This is a genomic window from Onishia taeanensis (genome assembly GCF_013349955.1).
Lineage (GTDB): Bacteria > Pseudomonadota > Gammaproteobacteria > Pseudomonadales > Halomonadaceae > Onishia > Onishia taeanensis_B.
This window is the reverse complement of record NZ_JABVXC010000001.1, coordinates 439,139-460,958: the sequence shown is the minus strand read 5'-3', so window position 1 is coordinate 460,958 and position 21,820 is coordinate 439,139. Positions and strand designations below refer to the sequence as shown.

The 21,820-nt window shown below is 63.5% G+C and carries 17 protein-coding genes and 3 tRNA genes; 17 read left to right on the top strand and 3 right to left on the bottom strand.

Going from position 1 to position 21,820, the window contains the following annotated elements; translation table 11 throughout:
- Window positions 1-43 precede the first annotated feature (43 nt).
- The 4 genes from HUS66_RS02080 to eno all read left to right on the top strand — a co-directional run bounded on the left by HUS66_RS02080 (window position 44) and on the right by eno (window position 5,879).
- Window positions 44-1,465, top strand: coding sequence for an FAD-dependent oxidoreductase (locus HUS66_RS02080; protein WP_175069300.1), 1,422 nt, complete (start codon window positions 44-46; stop codon window positions 1,463-1,465).
- 420 nt (window positions 1,466-1,885) lie between these two features.
- Complete coding sequence (locus HUS66_RS02075; protein ID WP_175069299.1) at window positions 1,886-3,547, top strand: CTP synthase; 1,662 nt, start codon at window positions 1,886-1,888, stop codon at window positions 3,545-3,547.
- Between the two features lie 9 nt (window positions 3,548-3,556).
- Window positions 3,557-4,408, top strand: coding sequence for a 3-deoxy-8-phosphooctulonate synthase (gene kdsA / locus HUS66_RS02070; RefSeq protein WP_175069298.1), 852 nt, complete (start codon window positions 3,557-3,559; stop codon window positions 4,406-4,408).
- A gap of 175 nt (window positions 4,409-4,583) precedes the next feature.
- Window positions 4,584-5,879, top strand: a complete 1,296-nt coding sequence (gene eno / locus HUS66_RS02065) for a phosphopyruvate hydratase (protein ID WP_175069297.1) — start codon at window positions 4,584-4,586, stop codon at window positions 5,877-5,879.
- Between the two features lie 700 nt (window positions 5,880-6,579).
- Here the strand turns inward: eno and fdxA are convergent.
- Both fdxA and mutS read right to left on the bottom strand, forming a co-directional pair.
- Window positions 6,580-6,903, bottom strand: a complete 324-nt coding sequence (gene fdxA / locus HUS66_RS02060) for a ferredoxin FdxA (protein WP_092523025.1) — start codon at window positions 6,901-6,903, stop codon at window positions 6,580-6,582.
- 301 nt (window positions 6,904-7,204) lie between these two features.
- Entirely contained in the window at window positions 7,205-9,814 is a 2,610-nt protein-coding gene (gene mutS, locus HUS66_RS02055) for a DNA mismatch repair protein MutS (protein ID WP_175069296.1), read from the bottom strand.
- Between the two features lie 193 nt (window positions 9,815-10,007).
- Here mutS and HUS66_RS02050 point away from each other — a divergent pair, with 193 nt between their 5' ends.
- The 12 genes from HUS66_RS02050 (at window position 10,008) to HUS66_RS01995 (ending at window position 20,384) form a co-directional block, all read left to right on the top strand.
- Window positions 10,008-10,550: a CinA family protein gene (locus HUS66_RS02050; RefSeq protein ID WP_175069295.1), complete on the top strand. Its 543-nt coding sequence runs from the start codon at window positions 10,008-10,010 to the stop codon at window positions 10,548-10,550.
- A 116-nt stretch (window positions 10,551-10,666) separates the two neighbouring features.
- Window positions 10,667-11,728: a recombinase RecA gene (recA, locus tag HUS66_RS02045; RefSeq protein WP_175069294.1), complete on the top strand. Its 1,062-nt coding sequence runs from the start codon at window positions 10,667-10,669 to the stop codon at window positions 11,726-11,728.
- Between the two features lie 3 nt (window positions 11,729-11,731).
- Window positions 11,732-12,229, top strand: coding sequence for a regulatory protein RecX (locus tag HUS66_RS02040; RefSeq protein WP_175069293.1), 498 nt, complete (start codon window positions 11,732-11,734; stop codon window positions 12,227-12,229).
- A 136-nt stretch (window positions 12,230-12,365) separates the two neighbouring features.
- Complete coding sequence (gene alaS / locus HUS66_RS02035) at window positions 12,366-14,975, top strand: alanine--tRNA ligase (protein WP_175069292.1); 2,610 nt, start codon at window positions 12,366-12,368, stop codon at window positions 14,973-14,975.
- A gap of 104 nt (window positions 14,976-15,079) precedes the next feature.
- Window positions 15,080-16,333, top strand: a complete 1,254-nt coding sequence (locus HUS66_RS02030) for an aspartate kinase (protein ID WP_175069291.1) — start codon at window positions 15,080-15,082, stop codon at window positions 16,331-16,333.
- 211 nt (window positions 16,334-16,544) lie between these two features.
- The gene (gene csrA, locus HUS66_RS02025) at window positions 16,545-16,745 is read left to right on the top strand and encodes a carbon storage regulator CsrA (RefSeq protein WP_175069290.1); all 201 of its coding nucleotides are present in this window, start codon (window positions 16,545-16,547) and stop codon (window positions 16,743-16,745) included.
- A 264-nt stretch (window positions 16,746-17,009) separates the two neighbouring features.
- Window positions 17,010-17,102 (top strand) — tRNA-Ser (locus HUS66_RS02020).
- 56 nt (window positions 17,103-17,158) lie between these two features.
- Window positions 17,159-17,235 (top strand) — tRNA-Arg (locus HUS66_RS02015).
- Window positions 17,236-17,324: 89 nt separating this feature from the next.
- Window positions 17,325-17,401: transfer RNA gene (locus HUS66_RS02010), tRNA-Arg, on the top strand.
- Window positions 17,402-17,950: 549 nt separating this feature from the next.
- Complete coding sequence (locus HUS66_RS02005) at window positions 17,951-18,706, top strand: 5-oxoprolinase subunit PxpA (RefSeq protein WP_175069289.1); 756 nt, start codon at window positions 17,951-17,953, stop codon at window positions 18,704-18,706.
- Window positions 18,703-19,425 carry a 5-oxoprolinase subunit PxpB gene (gene pxpB / locus HUS66_RS02000; protein ID WP_175069288.1) on the top strand — a complete coding sequence of 241 codons (723 nt, stop codon included), beginning with the start codon at window positions 18,703-18,705 and terminating at the stop codon, window positions 19,423-19,425. The genes HUS66_RS02005 and pxpB overlap by 4 nt, the downstream gene beginning before the upstream one ends.
- Complete coding sequence (locus HUS66_RS01995) at window positions 19,422-20,384, top strand: biotin-dependent carboxyltransferase family protein (protein ID WP_254628643.1); 963 nt, start codon at window positions 19,422-19,424, stop codon at window positions 20,382-20,384. Before pxpB ends, HUS66_RS01995 begins: the two co-directional genes overlap by 4 nt.
- 7 nt (window positions 20,385-20,391) lie before the next feature.
- On the opposite strand, the gene HUS66_RS01990 is transcribed toward HUS66_RS01995, so the two are convergent.
- Entirely contained in the window at window positions 20,392-21,405 is a 1,014-nt protein-coding gene (locus HUS66_RS01990) for a tRNA dihydrouridine synthase (protein ID WP_175069444.1), read from the bottom strand.
- A 159-nt stretch (window positions 21,406-21,564) separates the two neighbouring features.
- On the opposite strand from HUS66_RS01990, the gene HUS66_RS01985 reads away from it, so the two are divergent.
- Window positions 21,565-21,810: an OadG family protein gene (locus HUS66_RS01985; protein ID WP_175069287.1), complete on the top strand. Its 246-nt coding sequence runs from the start codon at window positions 21,565-21,567 to the stop codon at window positions 21,808-21,810.
- Window positions 21,811-21,820: the final 10 nt, after the last annotated feature.

The following is a 21,820-nucleotide window of genomic DNA, read 5'->3' as shown; positions in this document are numbered from 1 at the left end:
ATTGGCCCCGCCCTGACCTTCCAGTTTTCGAGGAGAGACGATCATGGCAGAGCGTCTTCAGCACAACGATTTTCAGTTCATCGACGTGGGTCGCCAGGACCCGCAAAAGAAGGCGGCACGCACCCGTTCGCGGGAGTTCGCCGAGATCTACGAGCCTTTCCAGCCAGGCGAAGCCGCCAGTCAGGCGGATCGCTGCCTGGGCTGTGGTAACCCCTATTGCGAGTGGAAGTGTCCGGTCCACAACTACATTCCTAACTGGCTGAAGCTGGTGGCCGAGGGCAATATCCTCAAGGCCGCCGAGCTTTCCCATGAGACCAACTCGCTGCCCGAAGTGTGTGGCCGAGTGTGCCCGCAGGATCGACTCTGCGAAGGTGATTGCACTCTCAATGACGGCTTCGGTGCGGTGACTATCGGCTCGGTGGAGAAGTACATCACCGATACCGCCTTCGCCATGGGCTGGCGGCCTGACATGTCTCAGGTTGCTCGAACCGACAAGCGGGTGGCGATCGTCGGCGCCGGTCCGGCGGGCCTTGGCTGTGCCGATATCCTGGTACGCAACGGTGTTACGCCGGTGGTATTCGATAAGTACCCCGAGATCGGCGGCCTGCTGACCTTCGGCATCCCGGAGTTCAAGCTCGAGAAGAGCGTGATGGAACGCCGTCGTGCGGTTTTCGAGGAGATGGGCGTGGAATTCCGCCTCAATACCGAGATCGGTCGTGATATCGCGATCGATGACTTGATGGAGGACTTTGACGCCGTCTTCCTGGGTATGGGCACCTACAAGTACATGCAAGGGGGCTTCCCGGGCGAGGACCTGCCAGGCGTGCACAAGGCGCTGGATTTCCTGATCGCCAACGTCAACCACTGCCTGGGCTTCGAGACCGATCCCGCCGACTACGTGTCCTTCGAGGGTCAGCGGGTGGTCGTGCTGGGTGGCGGCGACACGGCCATGGACTGCAACCGCACCTCGATTCGCCAAGGCGCCGCCAGCGTGTCTTGCGCCTATCGTCGCGACGAGGAAAACATGCCGGGTTCCAAGCGCGAAGTAGCCAACGCCCGTGAGGAAGGCGTCGACTTCCTGTTCAATCGCCAACCGGTGGCAGTGGTCGGCGAGGACAAGGTCGAAGGCATCAAGGTGGTGCGTACCCGCATGGGCGAGCCTGACGAGAACGGTCGTCGGCGTCCCGAGGTGGTGCCGGGCTCCGAAGAGGTATTGCCGGCGGATGCGGTGGTGATCGCCTTTGGCTTCCAGCCCACCGATATCGACTGGCTCGAGCCGAACAATATCAGCACCGATGAGCGTGGCCGCATTACCGCCCCAGAGCACGGTCGCTACCCCTTCCAGACCAGCAACGCCAAGGTGTTTGCCGGGGGCGATATGGTGCGCGGTTCCGACCTGGTGGTCACTGCCGTCTACGAGGGCCGCCAGGCCGGCGAGGGCATCCTCGATTATCTCGAGGTGTAGCCTCTGCGGCGATGCTGGCGAGGGGCGCGACCAGTGTCGCGACTCGCAAGGGCGCTGGTGCCGAGTGACGCGGCGCGTGGCGATCGACAGGGATGTCGATCGAGAATCGGCAAGAGGGACCTTGTTCCGATTCGACACGCTAGCCGCTAGCGTCTCCGGCGACAGGCCTGCGAGGAGGCGCGGTGACCCCATCCCTGGGCGCTACCTCTGCCATCCATGGCAGAGGACCTTCTCTTCGGCCTGTCCCCGAGGTCGCGGCCCCGTCAGCCTCCTTGCGAGGTCGCCCGGCCTTCTAGTCCTGCGTCCATCATTTCCAGGCGCCGGCCGAAATTGAGCCGCCAAGGCGACTCTGCTATTCTGTCGTCCCATCCTGGTGCGGTTTCCTGCCGCGCCTTCTGATCACGTTTCGACAGGTTCTCCATGACACGATATATCTTCGTGACCGGCGGCGTTGTGTCCTCTCTTGGCAAGGGCATCGCGTCCGCTTCGCTGGCGGCGATTCTCGAGGCGCGTGGCCTCAAGGTCACCATGCTCAAGCTGGATCCGTACATCAACGTCGATCCGGGCACCATGAGCCCCTTCCAGCATGGCGAAGTATTCGTCACCGAGGATGGTGCTGAAACCGACCTGGACCTGGGCCACTACGAGCGCTTCATCCGCACCAAGATGACCCAGAGCAACAACTTCACCACCGGTCGCGTCTACGAGCACGTGCTACGCAAGGAGCGCCGCGGCGACTACCTGGGCGGCACGGTGCAGGTGATTCCGCATATCACCGACGAGATCAAGCGTCGGGTCTACGAGGGCGGGGAGGGCTTCGATGTGGCCCTGGTCGAGATCGGCGGCACGGTCGGCGACATCGAGTCGCTGCCGTTCCTCGAGTCGATTCGCCAGATCAGAAGCGAACTCGGCGCCAATCGCGCCATCTTCATGCACCTGACCCTGGTGCCCTACATCCAGACCGCCGGCGAGACCAAGACCAAGCCGACCCAGCACAGCGTCAAGGAACTGCGCTCGATCGGCATCCAGCCGGACATCCTGATCTGTCGCAGCGAAGTCGAGCTCGAGGAGACCGAGCGGCGCAAGATCGCGCTGTTCACCAACGTCGAAGAACGGGCGGTAGTGCCGCTGCAGGATGCCGATACCATCTATCGCATCCCGCTGATGCTGCACGAGCACGGCCTCGACGAGATCGTCTGCGACAAGCTGCGCCTGGAAGCCGATGAGGCCGAACTGGACGAGTGGGTGCGGGTGCTCGACGCCAAGCTGAATCCGCTGAAGTCGGTCAACATCGCCATGGTCGGCAAGTACATGGAGCTGCTGGATGCCTACAAGTCGCTGAATGAGGCGCTGATCCATGCCGGCATCCAGAACCGCATCAAGGTCAACATCGACTACATCGATTCTGAAGACATCGAGCGTCATGGCCCGGAGCGGCTGGCCGGCAAGGACGCCATTCTGGTGCCTGGCGGCTTCGGCGAACGCGGCGTAGAAGGCAAGATCGCCACCGCCCGCTTTGCCCGCGAGCAGAAGATTCCCTACCTGGGTATCTGTCTCGGCATGCAGGTCGCGGTGATCGAGTTTGCCCGCCACGTCGCCGGCTGGGCGGATGCCAATTCCACCGAGTTCACCCACGACACGCAGCATCCGGTGGTCGGCCTGATCACCGAGTGGCTGAATGCCGAAGGCAAGATCGAGCTGCGCGATGCGGCTTCCGATCTCGGCGGCACCATGCGTCTGGGTGGCCAGATCTGTCACCTGAAGCCGGGCTCCAAGGCCCGCGAGGCCTACGGCAGCGACGAGATCGTCGAGCGTCACCGCCACCGTTTCGAGGTCAATAATCAGTTCATTGGCGAGCTGGAGAAGGCTGGTCTGGTGATCTCCGGCAAGAGCGTCGATGAGTCACTGGTGGAGATGGTCGAGCTGCCGGACCACCCTTGGTTCGTGGCCTGCCAGTTCCATCCCGAGTTTACCTCCACGCCCCGTGATGGCCATCCGTTGTTCAGTGGCTTTATTCAGGCAGCCCTCGAACACAAGCAGGTGCGCGCCCGTCAGCAGGCCCAGGCTCAGCCGCAAGGCTAAGGAAAGTAGATGAGCGAACCGCAGAAGATCATCGAGTTTGCCGGCCTCAAGGCCGGCAATGCGCTGCCGCTTGCCCTTTTCGGCGGCATGAACGTGCTCGAGTCCCGCGAGATGGCCCTCGAAGTCGCCGAGCGCTATGTCGAAGTGACCGGCAAGCTCGGCATTCCCTACGTTTTCAAGGCCAGCTTCGACAAGGCTAACCGCAGCTCGATCCACTCCTACCGCGGTCCTGGCCTAGAGAAAGGCCTCGAAATCCTCGCCGAGGTCAAAGAGCGCTTCAATGTGCCGGTCATCACCGATGTCCATGAGCCCTGGCAGGCCAAGCCCGTGGCCGAGGTCGCCGACATCATTCAACTGCCGGCCTTCCTGGCGCGTCAGACCGATCTGGTGGTGGCCATGGCCGAGACCGGTGCGGTGATCAATATCAAGAAGCCGCAGTTTGTCGCTCCTCATGAAATGCGCCACATCGTGCGCAAGTGCCAGGAGGCCGGTAACGATCGCCTGATCCTCTGCGAGCGCGGGTCGAGCTTCGGCTACAACAATCTGGTGGTCGACATGCTCGGCTTCGGTGACATGAAGGCCACCGGCTACCCGCTGTTCTTCGATGTCACCCATGCCTTGCAGCGCCCTGGTGGTCGTGCCGACAGCGCCGACGGGCGTCGCGCCCAGGTCGCCGAACTGGCCCGTGCCGGTGTCGCGGTGGGCCTGGCCGGACTCTTCCTCGAGGCGCACCCGGACCCGGACAACGCCAAGTGTGACGGTCCCTGTGCCTTGCCGCTGGATCAGCTCGAGCCGTTCTTGAGTCAGCTCAAGTCGCTGGATGACCTGGTCAAGGGCTTTCCGGCCTTGACGATTTCCTGAGCCACCCGAGGGTGGTCGGGGTGGCCTGGCGGGCCGCCCTCAGTTCTTGCATGCAGTTCCCGATAGATGTCTGTTTTTGACAAGACGGTGGTCGATGGACAGTTTTCGAGCGGAGCCGTGACTCCCTCCAGGCACGCCGACTGGATCAATGCTTAGCGATAATAAGGACGAAATCATGACCAAGATTGTCGATATTCGCGCCCTCGAGGTGCTGGACTCCCGCGGTAATCCCACCGTACAGGCCGAGGTGGTGCTGGAAAGCGGTGCCAAGGGCGTGGCCTGCGCGCCGAGCGGTGCCTCTACCGGCTCCCGCGAGGCGCTGGAGCTGCGTGACGGCGACAAGACACGCTATCTGGGCAAGGGCGTGTTGAAGGCCGTGGAGGCCGCCAATGGCGCTATTCGTGAGCGGCTGATGGGGCTCGACGCCCTCGATCAGCGCGCGCTGGACAATGCCATGCTCGAGCTCGACGGCACCGAGAACAAGGAAAGCCTTGGCGCCAATGCCATTCTCGCCGTCTCCCTGGCCGCCGCCAAGGCCGCCGCCAGCGCCAAGGGTGTCGAGCTCTACGCGCACATCGCCGAGCTTTATGGCGCGCCGGGCCAGTATCTGATGCCGGTGCCGATGATGAACATCATCAACGGCGGTGAGCATGCCGACAACAACGTCGACATCCAGGAGTTCATGATTCAGCCGGTGGGCGCGCCTTCGTTCCGTGAAGGCCTGCGCATGGGCGCCGAGGTCTTCCACGCTCTGAAGAAGGTGCTGGGTGGACGCGGTCTTTCCACCGCGGTGGGTGACGAGGGTGGCTTCGCGCCAAACCTTGCCTCCAACGCCGAGGCGCTGGCGGTGATCAAGCAGGCCGTCTCCGATGCCGGCTACACCCTGGGCAGCGATATCACGCTGGCGCTTGACTGCGCGTCCAGCGAGTTCTTCAAGGACGGTCAGTACAGCCTGTCTGGCGAAGGCAAGAACTATGATGCGGCGGGCTTCGTCGACTACCTGGCCGAGCTTGCCGATCAGTATCCGATCGTCTCCATCGAGGATGGCATGGACGAGTCCGACTGGGCCGGCTGGAAGGCGCTTACCGACAAGCTCGGTGACAAGGTGCAGCTGGTCGGCGACGACCTTTTCGTCACCAACACCAAGATCCTCAAGCGTGGCATCGACGAAAAAATCGGCAACTCCATCCTGATCAAGTTCAACCAGATCGGCTCTCTGTCCGAGACGCTGGATGCGATCAAGATGGCGCAGGATGCCGGCTTCACCGCGGTCATTTCGCACCGCTCCGGTGAGACCGAGGACACCACCATTGCCGATCTGGCCGTGGCGACCTCGGCGGGCCAGATCAAGACCGGTTCGCTGTGCCGCTCCGACCGCGTCGCCAAGTACAATCGTCTGCTGGTGATCGAGCAGCAGCTGGGTGAGGCGGTGCGTTATCCGGGGCTTGCTGCCATCAAGGGGCAGGGATGAGCTCGCTAAGCTCAGTGGTATGAGCAAAACGTAAGACGAAAGGCGCCCGCGGGCGCCTTTTTTTGTGCCTGGTGATGATGCGCGCTGCAACGGGTGAGTGTTATGTCCTCATTGCTTGTAAGAGATTACCGACAACTTGAGCCCGATATGCTTGATTTTGAGCAAAAAACAACCACTCCTGGAATGCTTCTTCTTATTTAACTTATTGAAAATAAATAGTTTTTAGATAATTGGTGCATAAGTAGCAAGGGATCTGCTCCTCCATTGGCCGACTTGAGAACCCCGTCATAGCTGCCAAACTGTACCTGGGATGTGGGAAAGCAGGACGCTTTCCCGGCAGGATGCAACGGGATGGTAGTCGGGTGCGCTTGGTGCGACAGGAGGTCGTTTCCGGGCAAGGAAGTCACCTCAGGAGTCGAGCATAGGGACATGCTCAAGGAACGGCTAGGAGCGGGCGACCTTCGGGTCGCCTTTTTTGTGTCCGTTTTTTATATACTTGCCTGCACGCTGTTTGAGGCGTCTCAGCCAGGCAACTTACGGCTTGCCTCGATTCCTGGCGGCACGGTTGGCCGTGTTCGGTGTTTTCGCCAATCGCTGCGCCCTCGGCTCTAGCCAGGCCGGGGCGCATGAAAAAGGGGCCGACGAGAAATCGCTGGCCCCTTTTTTGTGAAGCATGTCAGGCAGCATTGATGGCACTGTCTCAGCGCTCGAGCAGTTCCTTCTTGCCGCTCTTGCCATCCCACTCTTCGGCGTCGGGCAGCGGGTCTGTCTTCTCGGCGATGTTCGGCCAGACTTCTGCCAGTTCGGCGTTGAGCTCGATGAATTCCTGCTGACCCTCGGGGAGCTCGTCCTCTGAGAAGATGGCCTCGGCCGGACATTCTGGTTCACAGAGGGCGCAATCGATGCACTCGTCGGGGTGGATAACCAGGAAATTGGGACCTTCGTAGAAGCAGTCTACCGGGCAGACCTCCACGCAGTCGGTGTACTTGCACTTGATGCAGTTCTCGGTGACGACGAATGTCATGGGGCTTCCTCGATCGTTAGCTGTCAGGGTGCGGTGACTCGCCGTGTCCCTGAATGTGTCGTAGTTATAAGCGGCTTGATTATTAGAAGCCGCCATTCTAATGGGCGAATATTTTAGTCGTGGCGTGCAGGGCCAGCAAGTCATCACCGCAGCCGGCGGGCAGAACGTTTCGGCATTTATTCATGCCCGTTATGCTGCGTTCCGGTCACTTTCACCGCCGATCGCGCCGGCCCGTTCAACTGAGAGTTGGCTTGTCTGGAGTGGCGGTCAATGCACGCTTGGCGCGTCTCTGGATCGGTTCCTAGATTCTTTCTCGCCAGGCATAGAGCAGTTCCAGGGCTTGGCGTGGGCTCAGGCCGTCCACATCCAGGCCGGCCAATTCGTCGAGCAACGGGTGCGGCGTGCTGGCGAACAGGTCGTCCTGGCGCGGCGCTGATGCCGAAGGGGCCGCACTCGACCCGGTGTCCGCTGCCGGGTCGGCAAGGGGTGTCTGGCGCTGGCCCTGGTCGATTTCCTGCTGTTCGAGCAGAGCCAGCTTCTCGCGTGCTCGGGTGATGACGTGCTGGGGCACGCCAGCCAGTTGGGCCACCTGTAGGCCATAGCTCTGGCTCGCCGGACCATCTTCCACCCGGTGCATGAAGACGATGCCGTCCTTGTGCTCGGCGGCGGTCAGGTGCACGTTGGCGACCCCCGGTGCCTGATCGGGCAGGGCGGTCATCTCGAAATAGTGAGTGGCAAAGAGCGTGAAAGCCCGCGAGCGGGTCAGATGCTCGGCGCTGGCCCAGGCCAGCGATAGGCCGTCGAAGGTCGAGGTGCCACGTCCGATCTCGTCCATTAGCACCAGGCTCTTGTCGCTGGCGTTGTGCAGGATGTTGGCCGTCTCAGTCATCTCGACCATAAAGGTCGAGCGGCCGCCGGCCAGATCGTCCGAGGAGCCGATACGAGTGAAGATGCGATCCACCGGGCCGATCTCGGCCATATCGGCGGGCACGAAGCTGCCGGTATGGGCCATCAGGGTGATCAGTGCGGCCTGGCGCATGTAGGTCGACTTACCGCCCATGTTGGGGCCGGTGATCACCAGCATGCGTCGGCTGTCGTCGAGGGCCAGGTCGTTGGGCACGAAGGGCGCCTCGCTGACGTGCTCGACCACTGGATGGCGCCCGCCCTGGATGTTGATACCCGGTGCCTCGGTGAGAGTCGGGCGCACGAAGTCCAACGCCTGGGCACGCTCGGCGAAGCTTGCCAGCACATCGAGGCTGGCAAGCGCCCGGCCGGACTGCTGCAGGGCGTCGAGCTCGGCGCCCAGGGTGTCGAGCAGGACTTCATAGAGCAATTTCTCGCGGCCCAGCGCCCGGGATTTGGCCGACAGCGCCTTGTCCTCGAACTCCTTGAGCTCGGGAATGATAAAGCGCTCGGCGTTTTTCAACGTCTGGCGACGGATATAGTCTGCCGGCGCCTCGCGGGCTTGAGCACGGGGAATCTCGATATAGTAGCCGTGCACGCGATTATAGCCGACCTTGAGGCCAGCAAGGCCGGTGCGCTCGCGCTCGCGAGTCTCCAACTGGATCAGATAGTCACCGGCGTTTTCGGCGAGACCTCGCTGCTCGTCGAGTTCTTCGTCATAGCCGCTGGCGATCACGCCGCCATCGCGGATCACCACCGGCGGGTTCTCGATCAGTGCCCGGGTCAGCGTTTCGGCAAGCGCGGGATAAGGGCGGATATGGCGCTTGAGCTCATCGAGCGCGGTGCCCTCGTCGAAGCCTGAGAGACTCGCCTCGAGGCCGGGCAGGGCATTCAGAGCATCACGCAGCCGGGCCAGATCGCGGGGGCGTGCGCTGCGCAGCGCCACTCGGGCCAGGATGCGCTCGACGTCGCCGATGGCTTTCAGGTCTTCACGCAGGCCCACGAATGCCTCGTCGTTAAGCAGCAGCGCCACGGCCGCCTGACGGGCCAGCACCCGCGGGCGGTCGTGCAGCGGCCGGTTCAACCAGCGCTTCATCAGCCGCGAGCCCATGGCGGTGGCGGTGGTATCGAGCACGCTGGCCAGGGTGTTGTCGCCGCTGCCGCCCAGGTTGGTGTCGATCTCCAGATTGCGCCGGCTGGCGGCGTCGATGACCACGGCGTCGTCCCGGTTCTCGACGCCGATGGCGGTCACGTGGGGCAATTGGGAGCGCTGGGTGTCACGGGCGTAGTCGATCAATACCCCGGCGGCGGTCATGGCGGCCTCGAGGTGGGCGCAGCCGAAGCCGCGCAGATCCTGCACGGCGAACTGGTCGCATAGGGTGCGGGTCGCGGACTCGAGATCGAACAGCCAGTCGCTCTGGCGGCGCAGGCCGCGGCGCTCGGCAATCGAGGGCGGAAGGTCCTGGCTGTCGGCGATCAGCAGTTCGGCGGGATCGAGGCGCTGCACTTCAGCGAGCATCTCGGCCTCGCCCTCGACCTCCAGTACGCTGAAGCGCCCGCTGGATAGCTCCAGCCAGGCCATGCCCCAGGTCTCGCCACGCGAATAGGCGGCCAGCACCAGGTTGTCGCGGCTGGCATCGAGCAGCGCCTCATCGTAGAGCGTGCCGGGAGTGACGATGCGCACCACCTTGCGCTCCACCGGGCCCTTGCTGGTGGCCGGATCGCCGATCTGCTCGCAGATCGCCACCGACTCGCCGGCCTTGACCAGCCGCGCCAGGTAGCCCTCGGCGCTGTGGTAGGGCACGCCTGCCATGGGAATAGGCTTGCCCGCGGACTGGCCGCGCTGGGTCAGGGTGATATCGAGCAGCGCGGCGGCGCGCTTGGCGTCGTCGAAGAACAGCTCATAGAAGTCCCCCATGCGATAGAACAGCAGTACCTCGGGGTGCTCGCGCTTGATCTTCAGGAACTGGCTCATCATCGGGGTGTGCTGGGCGCTGGCCTGGGTCATGGGCTTCCTTGATTGCTCTGGCGTGCGTGGCGCTGCAAGGCGCGGCTGGACGTGACAGCGAGGACATGGCACCACCTGGACGGGTGACTCGTCAGGGGCCCTCAAAAGGCGATATTCTACTCGCTCAGGCGCGCCTCGTCAGGCGCTGACCCTCCATTGCGAGGGCATTGCTTCGCCAGCCGCTAGGGAACAGATGATGGATAACACTGCGGCCCTCGAGGCCTTCGATACGCTCACACTCGCCACTCGGCTTGGTGAGGCCTGCCGAGCTCGGGGGGCATCCGTGACCGCTGCGGAGTCCTGTACCGGTGGCGGTGTCGCCCATGCCATTACCGAGGTCGCCGGCAGCTCCGGCTACTTCGAGACCGGCTACGTGACCTATTCGAACGCGGCCAAGACGCGCCAGTTGGACGTGCCGCAAGCGACCCTCGCCGCCCATGGTGCGGTCAGTCGCGAGGTGGTCAATGCCATGGTCGCCGGGGCCTGTCGCGATAGCGGCGCCAGCCTGGCGGTGGCCATCAGCGGCGTGGCAGGCCCCGGTGGCGGCAGCGAGGACAAGCCAGTGGGTACGGTATGGCTGGCCTGGGGCGACATCCACGCCCAGGAGGCCGTGTGCCGGCACTTCGAGGGTGATCGCCATGCGGTGCGCGAGCAGGCGCTGCGGGCGGCGCTGGTTGGGCTTATCGTTCGGCTCGAGGGTGAGCAGGCGGCACAGGAAAAGTTCTCTGAGCGGTAGGCGCGGCCGGTTTTTTTCTCCATAATACTGTGCAGTCATACAGTGCTTGGCTCCAGTATCGAGGCCCGGCATTCAGAACTCATCGTTTTCCCTTTGATGACTCCAGGAGGCCATCCATGGCACAGGACGACAATCGCACCAAGGCACTGAACGCGGCGCTCACCCAGATCGATCGCCAGTTCGGCAAGGGCACCGTGATGCGCCTGGGCGACGCGCCGCGCGTGGTGATGCCTTCGGTTTCCACCGGCTCGCTGGGCCTGGATATCGCCCTGGGCATCGGCGGGCTGCCGCTGGGCCGGGTCGTCGAGATTTATGGGCCGGAATCATCGGGTAAGACCACCCTGACCCTGTCGGTGATCGCCCAGGCTCAGAAACAAGGCAAGACCTGTGCCTTCGTCGACGCCGAGCACGCGCTGGACCCGAGCTACGCCGAGAAGCTGGGCGTCAATCTCGACGACCTGCTGGTCTCGCAGCCGGATAACGGCGAGCAGGCGCTGGAAATCTGCGACATGCTGGTGCGCTCTGGCGGTGTCGACGTGATCATCGTCGACTCGGTGGCGGCCTTGACGCCGCGGGCAGAAATCGAGGGCGAGATGGGCGATTCCCACGTCGGCCTGCAGGCGCGTCTGATGTCACAGGCGCTGCGCAAGATCACCGGCAACATCAAGAACGCCAACTGCATGGTGGTGTTCATCAACCAGATCCGCATGAAGATCGGTGTGATGTTCGGCAGCCCCGAGACCACCACCGGCGGCAACGCCCTGAAGTTCTACTCCAGCGTGCGCCTGGATATTCGCCGCACCGGTTCGGTGAAGCAGGGCGACGAGGTGACCGGCAACGAGACCCGCGTCAAGGTGGTCAAGAACAAGACCGCGCCGCCGTTCCGTCAGGCCGAGTTCCAGATCCTCTACGGCAAGGGCATCTACCATGCCGGTGAAGTGGTCGACCTGGGCGTGCAGTGCAACCTGGTCGACAAGGCCGGCGCCTGGTACAGCTACAAGGGCAGCAAGATCGGTCAGGGCAAGGCTAACGCCGCCCAGTATCTCGAGGACAACCCGGCGATCATGGAAGAGATCGAGAGCCAGATCCGCGCCCAGCTGCTGGCTCAGGCCGAGCCGAAGGACGACAAGGCCGAAAGCGAAGCCGTAGCCAGCGATGAGCTCGACGACAAGGCCTGATCCATGGCGTTCGAGTCCGGCAAAGCGACACATGGCGGTGGCGGCGATCAGCCGTCACCCCGTGACGACGCCATTCGGCTGCTGGCGCGGCGAGAGTATTCCCGCCACGAGATCGAGAGCCGCCTGTTAGCCAAGGGGCATGCTCACGAGAACGTGGCGGCCTGCCTCGACGCGCTGGCCGAGCAGGGCCTGCAGTCTGATGCGCGTTTCGCCGAGCACTTCGTGCGCTCACGCATCCAGCGGGGCCAGGGCCCGCGCAAGGTGCGCGCCGAGCTGGATCAGCGGGGTGTGGCGCGCGAGACGGTCAATCAAGCCCTCGAGGAGGCTGAAGTCGACTGGTATCAACTGGCTGCCGAGACCCTCGCTCGACGCTTCAGCGATCCCGGTGAGGCGCCCAAGCAGCGCGCCAAGCGCGAGCGGTTCCTGGCCGGGCGCGGTTTTGACTTCGACCAGCTCAAACACGCCCTGGCCCATGCCTGGGACCCCCACGAGGTCGACTAGCCCGCACTTTCCCCCCTGAAAGTTTCCCGCCGACTCGTTATACTCCAAGGTTTGCGACGACACCGGCGTGCCGTGTCGGTCCGCCTCGGCGGCCGCTCGCCCGCAGCGTCAACACGCTTATCGCCACGGACTTGATATGAAAAGCGCAGAGATCAGACAGGCCTTTCTGACCTTCTTTGAGGAGCAGGGACATTCCATCGTGCCGTCCAGCTCGCTGGTGCCGGACAACGACCCTACCCTGCTGTTCACCAACGCCGGCATGGTGCCTTTCAAGGACGTTTTCCTGGGGCGCGACCCGCGTCCCTACGTGCGTGCCACCTCCGCCCAGCGCTGCGTGCGCGCCGGCGGCAAGCACAACGACTTGGATAACGTCGGCTACACCGCCCGGCACCACACTTTCTTCGAGATGCTGGGCAATTTCAGCTTCGGCGACTACTTCAAGCGCGAAGCCATCCAGTTTGCCTGGACCTTCCTGACCGAGCGCCTGGGGCTGCCCAAGGACAAGCTGTGGGTCACCGTTCATATAAGCGACGACGAGGCCGAGCGCATCTGGAAAGACGAGATCGGCATCGACCCGGAACGTTTCTCGAAGCTCGACGAGGACAACTTCTGGCAGATGGGGGATACCGGCCCCTGTGGGCCCTCCTCGGAAATCTTCTTCGATCATGGCCCCGAGGTCTGGGGTGGGCCTCCCGGGAGTCCTGAGGAAGATGGCGATCGCTACATCGAGATCTGGAACCTGGTCTTCATGCAGTTCGATCGTGACGTCCAGGGCAATATGAATCCGCTGCCCAAGCCGTCCATCGATACCGGCATGGGGCTCGAACGGGTGGCCGCCGTGCTGCAGGGCGTGCACTCGAACTATGAGATCGACCTGTTCCAGAACTTGCTGGCGGCTGCCGCCGAGGCGACCGGTCATCGCGATACCAGCGCACCGTCGCTGCGGGTGATCGCCGACCATATCCGCTCCTGCGCCTTTCTGATTGTCGACGGCGTGCTGCCGTCCAATGAAGGTCGCGGCTACGTGCTGCGCCGAATCATTCGTCGCGCGGTGCGCCACGGCCACAAGCTCGGCGCCGAGGGCAGCTTCTTCCACACCCTGGTGGCGGCGCTGGACGCCGAGATGGGCGACGCCTACCCGGAACTGCGCCAGGCACGCGCCCAGATCGAGACCGTGCTGGCCAAGGAAGAGGCGCAGTTCGCCCGTACCCTGGATCACGGCATGGGCCTGTTGACCGAGGCGCTGGACGCCCTCGATGGCGACGTGCTGCCCGGCGAGACGGTGTTCAAGCTCTACGACACCTACGGCTTCCCTTATGATCTGACCGCCGATGTCTGCCGCGAGCGCGGCGTCTCTCTCGACGAGGCCGGTTTCAAGGCAGCGCTCGAGGCGCAGCGTGAGCGGGCTCGGGCAGCCAGCCAGTTCGGCGCCGACTACGGCGTGACTCTGGAACTCGAGGGCGAAACCGCCTTTACCGGTTACGATCGCCTCGAGGACGAGGCCAGGATCACGGCGCTGGTCGATACGGCGGGCAACGAGCTGGCGGCACTGGAAGAGGGCCAGAAGGGTGTGGTGGTGCTGGACCGCACGCCTTTCTACGCTGAGTCCGGCGGCCAGGTCGGCGATACCGGCTACCTGGTGGTCGATACCGGTCGCTTCCAGGTCACCGACACCCAGAAACAGGCCGGCCACCACCTGCACCAGGGCGTGATGGTCGAGGGTGGCCTCGAGGTAGGCGCCACGGTAACGCCGACGGTCGATGCCAGCCTGCGTGCCGCCACGGTGCGCAACCACTCGGCAACCCACCTGCTGCATAAGGCGTTGCGGATAGTGCTCGGCGAACACGTCCAGCAGAAGGGCTCGCTGGTCAGCGCCGAGCGGCTGCGTTTCGACTTCAGCCACCTGGAGGCCGTGACGCCTGAGGAACTCGCCGAGATCGAGACCATCGTCAACGCCCAGGTGCTAGCCAATGCGCCGACCCGGATCGAGAACATGACCCTCGACGAGGCCAAGGCCAAGGGCGCCGCGGCGCTGTTCGAGGCCAAGTACGCCGACGATGTACGCGTCCTGACCATCGGCGCCGATGGCTTCTCGGTGGAGCTGTGCGGTGGCACTCACGTGGTGCGCAGCGGCGATATCGGCTGTTTCCATATCGTGACGGAGACTGGCATCGCCTCGGGCGTGCGCCGCATCGAAGCCATCACCGGCGAGGCGGCTCTGGCCTACTTCCAGGAGCAGGAGGCACAGCTGGCACGGGTCGGTGAGCGCCTCAAGGCCAAGCCCGAGCAGGTCGAAAGCCGCGTTGAATCGCTGCTCGAGCGCAACCGTAGCCTCGAGAAAGAGCTCGAGCGCCTCAAGGCCAAGCTCGCCTCGAGCGCCGGTAACGACATGCTGAACGAAGCGCAGGACATCGCCGGTGTCCGCCTGCTCGCCAAGCAGCTCGAGGGCGTGTCCGGCAAGGAGCTGCGCACCGTGATGGATCAGCTCAAGCAAAAGCTGGGTTCCGGTGTGGTGGTGCTCGGGGTGGCCGATGCCGAGAAAGGCAAGGTCAGCCTGATCGCCGGTGTGACCAACGACCTGATCGGGCGTCTCAAGGCCGGCGACCTGGTCAAGCACGTTGCCGCCCAGGTGGGCGGCAAGGGCGGCGGTCGCGCCGATATGGCGCAGGCCGGGGGTAGTGACCCTGAAGCCCTTCCGGAGGCCCTGGCCAGTGTGCCGGCCTGGGTAGAGGAGCAGCTAGGCTAAGCTATTATCTAGGGGGTCGTGGGCAATATCGCTCCGACCCCCTTCTTGTTTCTCACCCGAATCGCGTTCTTTCCCTTCATCCTTTCACTTCAAGGCAATCGCATATGGCGCTATACGTACAGAAATTCGGTGGCACCTCGGTGGGCTCGGTAGAGCGCATCAAGGCCGTGGCCGAGAAGGTCAAACGCTTCCGCGACAACGGTCATCAGATCGTAGTGGTCGTCTCGGCGATGAGTGGCGAGACCAACCGTCTGGTCGACCTGGCCAGCCAGATCAACGACGAGCCGACGCCGCGCGAGTTGGACATGCTGGTCTCCACCGGCGAGCAGGTCACCATCTCGCTGCTGGCCATGGCCCTGCAGAAGCTGGGCGTGCCGGCGACCTCTTACACCGGGGCCCAGGTCGGCATCCAGACCGACAGCGCCCATACCAAGGCGCGCATTCAGCGCATCGAGACCGATGATATTCAGTCCGACCTGAATGACGGCCAGGTGGTCGTGGTGGCCGGTTTCCAGGGTGTCGACGAAGAAGGCAATATCACCACCCTCGGCCGTGGGGGGTCCGACACCACCGGTGTGGCCCTGGCTGCTGCGCTAAAGGCCGATGAGTGTCAGATTTACACTGATGTGGACGGGGTATACACCACCGACCCGCGGGTCTGCTCCAAGGCGCGCCGGCTGGAGACCATCACCGTCGAGGAAATGCTCGAGCTTGCAAGCCTGGGCTCCAAGGTCCTGCAGATTCGCGCCGTCGAATTTGCCGGCAAGTACAACGTGCCGCTGCGCGTACTCTCGAGCTTCGAGGACGGCGGCAACGGCACCCTGATCATTGCTGACACAGATGACGAAGAGGATTCCATGGAAGAACCGCTGATCTCCGGTATCGCTTTCACCGCCAACGAAGCCAAACTGACCCTGCTCAACACTCCGGACGTGCCGGGTGTGGCCTCGCGGATCCTCGGGCCGATCGCCGATGCCAACATCGAAATCGACATGATCGTGCAGAATGTGGCGCCAGCCGGCGATTACACCGACTTCACCTTCACGGTCGGCAAGGGCGACTACAAGCAGACCATGAAGATCCTCAAGGAACAGGTGATTCCGGACCTGGGTGGCGGCGAGCTACGCGGCGATGACAATATCGCCAAGGTCTCGCTGGTCGGCGTCGGCATGCGTTCCCATGCAGGCATCGCCTCCAAGATGTTCCGCGTGCTGGCTGACGAGAACATCAACATCCGCATGGTTTCCACTTCCGAGATCAAGATCTCCGTGGTTATCGACGAGAAGCACATGGAGCTTGGGGTACGCGCCCTGCACAAGGCCTTCGGCCTGGACAAGGGTGACATCGAGCAAGAGTGATCGCCGCTGGTGACGTCGACTACTTTCATTACGCTATAGTGATGGTCACTGCCCTGGGTGGTGACCACACTTATGGGTCGTGAGCGGTGTCGCAAAGGAAGAGCGTTTAGGAAGGGCGTTTGGCTTGAAGCCCTGTGTCGCGCATACTCTCGCATCGCTTGGAGATAAGCGTGCATATCCCGTTGCAAAAAGTCTGAAAAGGAGATCGGTCATGCTCATCCTGACCCGCCGTGTTGGCGAAACCTTGATGATTGGTGATGAAGTCACCGTGACTGTGCTGGGTGTCAAAGGGAATCAGGTACGCATTGGCGTGAATGCTCCCAAGGATGTCGCAGTACATCGTGAAGAAATTTATCAGCGCATCCAGCGCGAGAAGACTGAGGAAGACGGGGAACAGGAGCCGTTGGCGTAAAGCCCCGCGGCACCCGTGCCGCTGTTAGAGCCGGGTGTGAAGTATGGTGTCTGCATATGGCAAGCGGTGGCCGATAAAGTGTGATAGGCTAACGCCGCTGGGTTGCAGGAGTGGTGGTTGAGAAACACTCGCGGCCCGGTAAGCCATGATTAAGCGTTCGTTCTGAGTTTCAGACGTCATCTGATCATGGTAAGCGCAAAAAAGTTGCCCGAAGGGTTGGACAAACACCTTCAGAAACGGTAACATACGCGCCGTGTTGATGAAGGAGAGGTGGCCGAGTGGCTGAAGGCGCTCCCCTGCTAAGGGAGTATGGGGTTTATAGCCTCATCGAGGGTTCGAATCCCTCTCTCTCCGCCATTAACTGCGATGCGTCGCAGTATCATCATCACAGCGAAGATGCAGTATGTAAGTACGCGCCCGTAGCTCAGCTGGATAGAGTATCTGACTACGAATCAGAGGGTCGGAGGTTCGAATCCTCCCGGGCGCGCCATCTTACGCTCCAGCGTGAAAGCAATTTCTCGCCGGATACTGGATGCAGCAGCAGTTTGCTGCACTCCAACACGAGCACTATTTTGATACGCGCCCGTAGCTCAGCTGGATAGAGTATCTGACTACGAATCAGAGGGTCGGAGGTTCGAATCCTCCCGGGCGCGCCAGATTTCAACCCGTCCTCTCGAGGGCGGGTTTCGTGTTTCTGGCCTCGCTACCGTCCGGTAGTCCGAGCGCCTCCCGTCGTTTTTGATATAGCGCTTGATATCCTTCTTGATACCGCCCCGGCGTTGCCAGCCCTGTCTGGCGGCCCACGCCTGATTCTTTATGCGTCGTCGCCATCGCGAACGGCGCATTTTTTTGTCTATCTCTCCTGGGCCTGACCATGGGGCTATCCTGGTGCGCTCTTGGCGGCCTAGCTATCGACGGCGGTCTTATCCGTGCCGCTATTCAAAGCCCTATCTAAAGCCCTATCCATGCCCCCTGGCCTTGGCGCATGCTGAACATCGTGAAGTCAGACCAGCGATTGGTGATGCCTGGTCGTGGGTGTCTGCGTGAGCCATCGGGCGCGCGAGCCTCGTGGCTGGCGGCTTAGATAGCTCTCATCTCCAAGAAAGGAAACGTGTTCGTCTAGTGCTTCCCTGTCTTTTGGTGGCAATTTGACGATAAATTGTCTATAAATTGTCACTACAACAATTCAACAAGAGAGGACGCCAATGACCAGACTGCTGCTCAATGCCGATATGGGCGAAAGCTTCGGCCCCTGGAAAATGGGGCTCGATCATGAGGTCATGCCGGTAGTCGACCTGGCCAACGTGGCCTGCGGCTTCCATGCCTCGGACCCGGATACCATGCGTGCCACCGTCCGCCTGGCCGCTCAACACGACGTCACGGTCGGGGCGCACCCGGCCTATCCCGACCTGGTCGGTTTTGGTCGCCGCTCGCTTGCCTGTTCGAGCGATGAGGTCGAGAACCTGGTGCTCTATCAGATCGGCGCACTGGCCGCGCTGTGCCGCGCCGAGGGGGCGCGGCTGGGCTATATGAAGCCCCACGGTGCGCTCTACAACGACATGATGCGCGATCCGGACAAGTTGTCCGCGGTGATGCGGGCGTTGCGCGCCTTCGATGCCGACTTGCCGCTGATGGTGATGGCGACTCGCGACCCCTCGGCCGCTCGCACCCTGGCGGCAGAGCATGGCCTTACCTTGTGGCTCGAAGCCTTCGCCGATCGCGCCTACGATGCCGAAGGGCGCCTGGTTAGTCGCCGCGAGACCGGGGCCGTGCATCACGACCCCGAGGTGATCGTCGACCAGGCTCGCCGAATCGCCACCGGTTCGCCTCTCACCGCCTCCGATGGCAGTGAGCTGGTGCTCGAAGCCGACACCTTGTGCGTTCACGGTGACAACCCGGAATCGGTCGCCGCGGTCAAGGCCATTCGCCAGGCCCTCATGGATATCGAGGCCACCTCATGAGGCTGCCACGTCTTGAGAATGCTGGCGTCGATGCCTGGCTGGTGCGCCTCTTCGATACCATCGATGAAGCCAATATGCCGTGGTTGATGGCGCTATGTCGTGGCTGCGAAGACGCCTTCGGGACAGCACTGGTCGATCTGGTGCCCTCCTATACCACCCTGCTGGTGCACTATGACGCCACGCAGCTCTCGGCAGGTGAGGCCCGCGCCCGGTTGGCGAACATCCTTGCCGACCTGCGCCCGAACGAAGAGGCTGCGGCAGGTGCCATCAAGGAGGTCCCGGTCTGGTACGACGAGAGCGTGGGCCCTGAGCTCGAGCGCCTGATGGTCGCCACCGGGCTCGATCGTCAGGCGCTGATAGAGCTGCATGCAGGCCACGAATACCGGGTCTTCGCGCTGGGCTTTGCGCCGGGTTTCGCCTTCATGGGCAGCCTCGATGAGCGCCTTGCAATGCCCAGGCTCGACACCCCGCGTCAGCGGGTGCCGGCCGGCAGCGTCGCGGTGGCCGGGCGCCAGACGTCGGCCTACCCGCGCCAGTCTCCTGGGGGCTGGAACCTGATCGGGCGCACGCCGCTCAGGCTCTTCGATCAGCATCGCGAGGAGCAGAGCTACTTGCAGGTCGGCGATCGGGTGCGCTTCAAGCCGGTGGATCGCGCCGAATTCGAACGCCTGGGCGGCGATCCCCGTCCAGTCCCCGCGACTCAGGAGGTGCGCCCATGAGCGAGACGTCAATGGCGGACGCTGCTGCCCTGCGAGTGGAGAAAGCCGGGCCCTTGGCCACCCTGCAGGATGCTGGGCGGTTCGGCGTGCGCCGGATGGGTGTGACCCAGGGCGGTCCGGCCGATCTGCACGCCTTCGCCTGGGCCAACTACCTGCTGGGCAATGACTGGGGTGCCGCGGGGCTTGAGATTACCCTTGGCGGCCTGACCCTGGTCGCCGAGCGGGACCTTTGCCTGGCACTGTGCGGCGCCGACCTGAGCGCCACTCTCGACGGTGAGCCGCTTGCGCCCTGGCAAGCCTTTACCCTGCACAAGGGGCAGCGCCTGGCTTTCGGTATTCCTCGGGCCGGGGTGCGCGGCTACCTGGCCGTGCCCGGTGGCTTTAAGGGCTCGCCGGTGCTTGGCAGCCTGTCCTGTGTGACCCGTGAAGGGCTCGGCGGGCATAGCGACGCGGGCACACCGCTGGCCGAGGGCGAGTGCCTGCGCATCGATGCCGGTGCGTTGGCTGACGCCTCAGCCGGCGAGGCGCGAGCCGTGCCGATGGAGGAGAGGCTCGACTATTTGGCGCCGGCGGTGTTGGGGCTGATTCCCGGCGCCCAGATCGCTGACTTCACCGGGCCGAGCCTGTTTCGTGCCTTCCACGCCGAATGGCGGGTCGATGCTCGGGCGGACCGAATGGGCGTGCGGCTTACCGGGCCCAGGCTCGAATGCCGGCTGGATGGCATGATCTCGGAGGGTATCGCCCTGGGGGCGGTGCAGGTGCCGCCGGACGGTCAGCCCATCGCGCTGCTCAACGACCGCCAGACCGTTGGGGGTTATCCAAGGCTTGGCACCCTGACGCCCCTGGCCTGTGCACGGCTTGCCCAGTGCCAGCCCGGCCAGACGGTGCACCTCGCCCCTATAGCGCTGGGCGCCGCCCAGAGCGACTATCGACGCTTTATCGCCGCCCTGCAGGCTTGAGGCGGCGTCAGACAGCAAAGGTGGTGGCTGGCTGACGCTCCTGGCGAGAGGCGCTCTCTGCCGATGCGCTGGCGGCGGTCAGGCCGGCCAGGAAGGGATCCAGGCGGGTCTCGCGGCGCAGTGCCTGGAAGCGGCGGGCGGCTTCTGGGTCACGGCCGCGCATATGATTTAGCCACTGCTTGAGCAGCGAGACCACGACACGCTCGGGGAGTGTGCTACGCTGCAATGCAGCATAGGTGCAAAGCATATTGGCACGAATCGTCCATGAGGTGGCGGGCAGGCGTTCATTGGTGCGCTGCCAGTGGCGGATGCGCGGGGCCAAGAAGGGGTCGGCTAGGGCGCCGCGACCCAGCATCACGTCCGCACAGCCGGACAGGGTGCGCGCCTTCCAGTAGTCCTCGAGCGTCCAGATGTCCCCATTGGCGATCACCGGGATGCGCAGGGCATGACGGATGCGGCCGATCCACTCCCAGTGGGCCGGCGGGCGATAGCCCTCGTCGCGGGTGCGGGCGTGTACCACCAGCGAGGCGGCGCCGCCTCGCTCGGCGGCCAGGGCGCAGTCCAGGGCTCGCAGACGGTCCGAGAAGCCCAGGCGCACCTTGGCGGTGACCGGCACGGCGCCGTCCACGGCCTGATGCACCGCGGCCACGGCCCGCTCGAGGCGGCGCGGGTCGCGCAGTAGCGAGGCACCGCCATCGTGACGGTTGACCGTCTTGGCCGGGCAGCCGAAGTTCAGATCGAGGCTGATCGCCCCGAGGCTCACCGCTTGGCGCGCGTTGGCGGCCAAGGCCGCCGGGTCCGAGCCCAGCAGCTGCAGGTGCACCGGGATACCATGGGGGGTCATGACCCGTGGTTGGCCAGGCGCTTGCTCGGGCGCCTGGATAAGCTCCGGGCAGTGCTTGTAGAAGACGCGCGGCGGCAGGCGCACGTCGACGACGCGCACGAACTCAGTCACCGTCCAGTCGAAGCCTGGGTGCTCGGTGAGCAGGGCGCGGGTATGGGCATCGATCACGCCTTCCATGGGCGCTAGGCCGATGCGGCCTTCATGTAGTAAATTAACTACGTTCTGCTCAACCATGGTGTCATTGCATTATCGGTAGGTTCAGGCAGGTTATTGTACCAGCCGAATAGCATGCCCAGGGCCGTCATGGTTGGGCGCGACCGAGCAAGGGGATTATATATGCAAGACTCGCTGATGCAGGAAGGCCTGATGCTGATGGCATTCGGGATGGGCTTCGTCTTCGTCTTCCTGACGGTGCTGGTCATCGCCACCACCGGTATGTCGAAGTTGGTCGCGCGCTGGGCGCCGGTGCCGGCCAAGCCCGAAGCCGCCGCGCGGGCACCCGCGCCTGCCGCCCAGGATGACGACCTGATGGTGGTGATTAGCACGGCCGTGCACCGCTATCGCCAGCGTCATCGTCGTTAGGCAGGCGGTC

Bases quoted from the DNA above. Each gene is read 5' to 3' on its own strand.
- HUS66_RS02080 (WP_175069300.1), top strand. From the start codon at position 44: ATGGCAGAGCGTCTTCAGCACAACGATTTTCAGTTCATCGACGTGGGT.
- HUS66_RS02040 (WP_175069293.1), top strand. From the start codon at position 11,732: ATGGCGTTCGAGTCCGGCAAAGCGACACATGGCGGTGGCGGCGATCAG.
- HUS66_RS01990 (WP_175069444.1), bottom strand. From the start codon at position 21,405: ATGGAAGGCGTGATCGATGCCCATACCCGCGCCCTGCTCACCGAGCAC.
- eno (WP_175069297.1), top strand. From the start codon at position 4,584: ATGACCAAGATTGTCGATATTCGCGCCCTCGAGGTGCTGGACTCCCGC.
- fdxA (WP_092523025.1), bottom strand. From the start codon at position 6,903: ATGACATTCGTCGTCACCGAGAACTGCATCAAGTGCAAGTACACCGAC.
- alaS (WP_175069292.1), top strand. From the start codon at position 12,366: ATGAAAAGCGCAGAGATCAGACAGGCCTTTCTGACCTTCTTTGAGGAG.
- csrA (WP_175069290.1), top strand. From the start codon at position 16,545: ATGCTCATCCTGACCCGCCGTGTTGGCGAAACCTTGATGATTGGTGAT.
- HUS66_RS02050 (WP_175069295.1), top strand. From the start codon at position 10,008: ATGATGGATAACACTGCGGCCCTCGAGGCCTTCGATACGCTCACACTC.
- HUS66_RS01985 (WP_175069287.1), top strand. From the start codon at position 21,565: ATGCAAGACTCGCTGATGCAGGAAGGCCTGATGCTGATGGCATTCGGG.
- recA (WP_175069294.1), top strand. From the start codon at position 10,667: ATGGCACAGGACGACAATCGCACCAAGGCACTGAACGCGGCGCTCACC.
- HUS66_RS02005 (WP_175069289.1), top strand. From the start codon at position 17,951: ATGACCAGACTGCTGCTCAATGCCGATATGGGCGAAAGCTTCGGCCCC.
- HUS66_RS01995 (WP_254628643.1), top strand. From the start codon at position 19,422: ATGAGCGAGACGTCAATGGCGGACGCTGCTGCCCTGCGAGTGGAGAAA.
- HUS66_RS02075 (WP_175069299.1), top strand. From the start codon at position 1,886: ATGACACGATATATCTTCGTGACCGGCGGCGTTGTGTCCTCTCTTGGC.
- HUS66_RS02030 (WP_175069291.1), top strand. From the start codon at position 15,080: ATGGCGCTATACGTACAGAAATTCGGTGGCACCTCGGTGGGCTCGGTA.
- pxpB (WP_175069288.1), top strand. From the start codon at position 18,703: ATGAGGCTGCCACGTCTTGAGAATGCTGGCGTCGATGCCTGGCTGGTG.
- mutS (WP_175069296.1), bottom strand. From the start codon at position 9,814: ATGACCCAGGCCAGCGCCCAGCACACCCCGATGATGAGCCAGTTCCTG.
- kdsA (WP_175069298.1), top strand. From the start codon at position 3,557: ATGAGCGAACCGCAGAAGATCATCGAGTTTGCCGGCCTCAAGGCCGGC.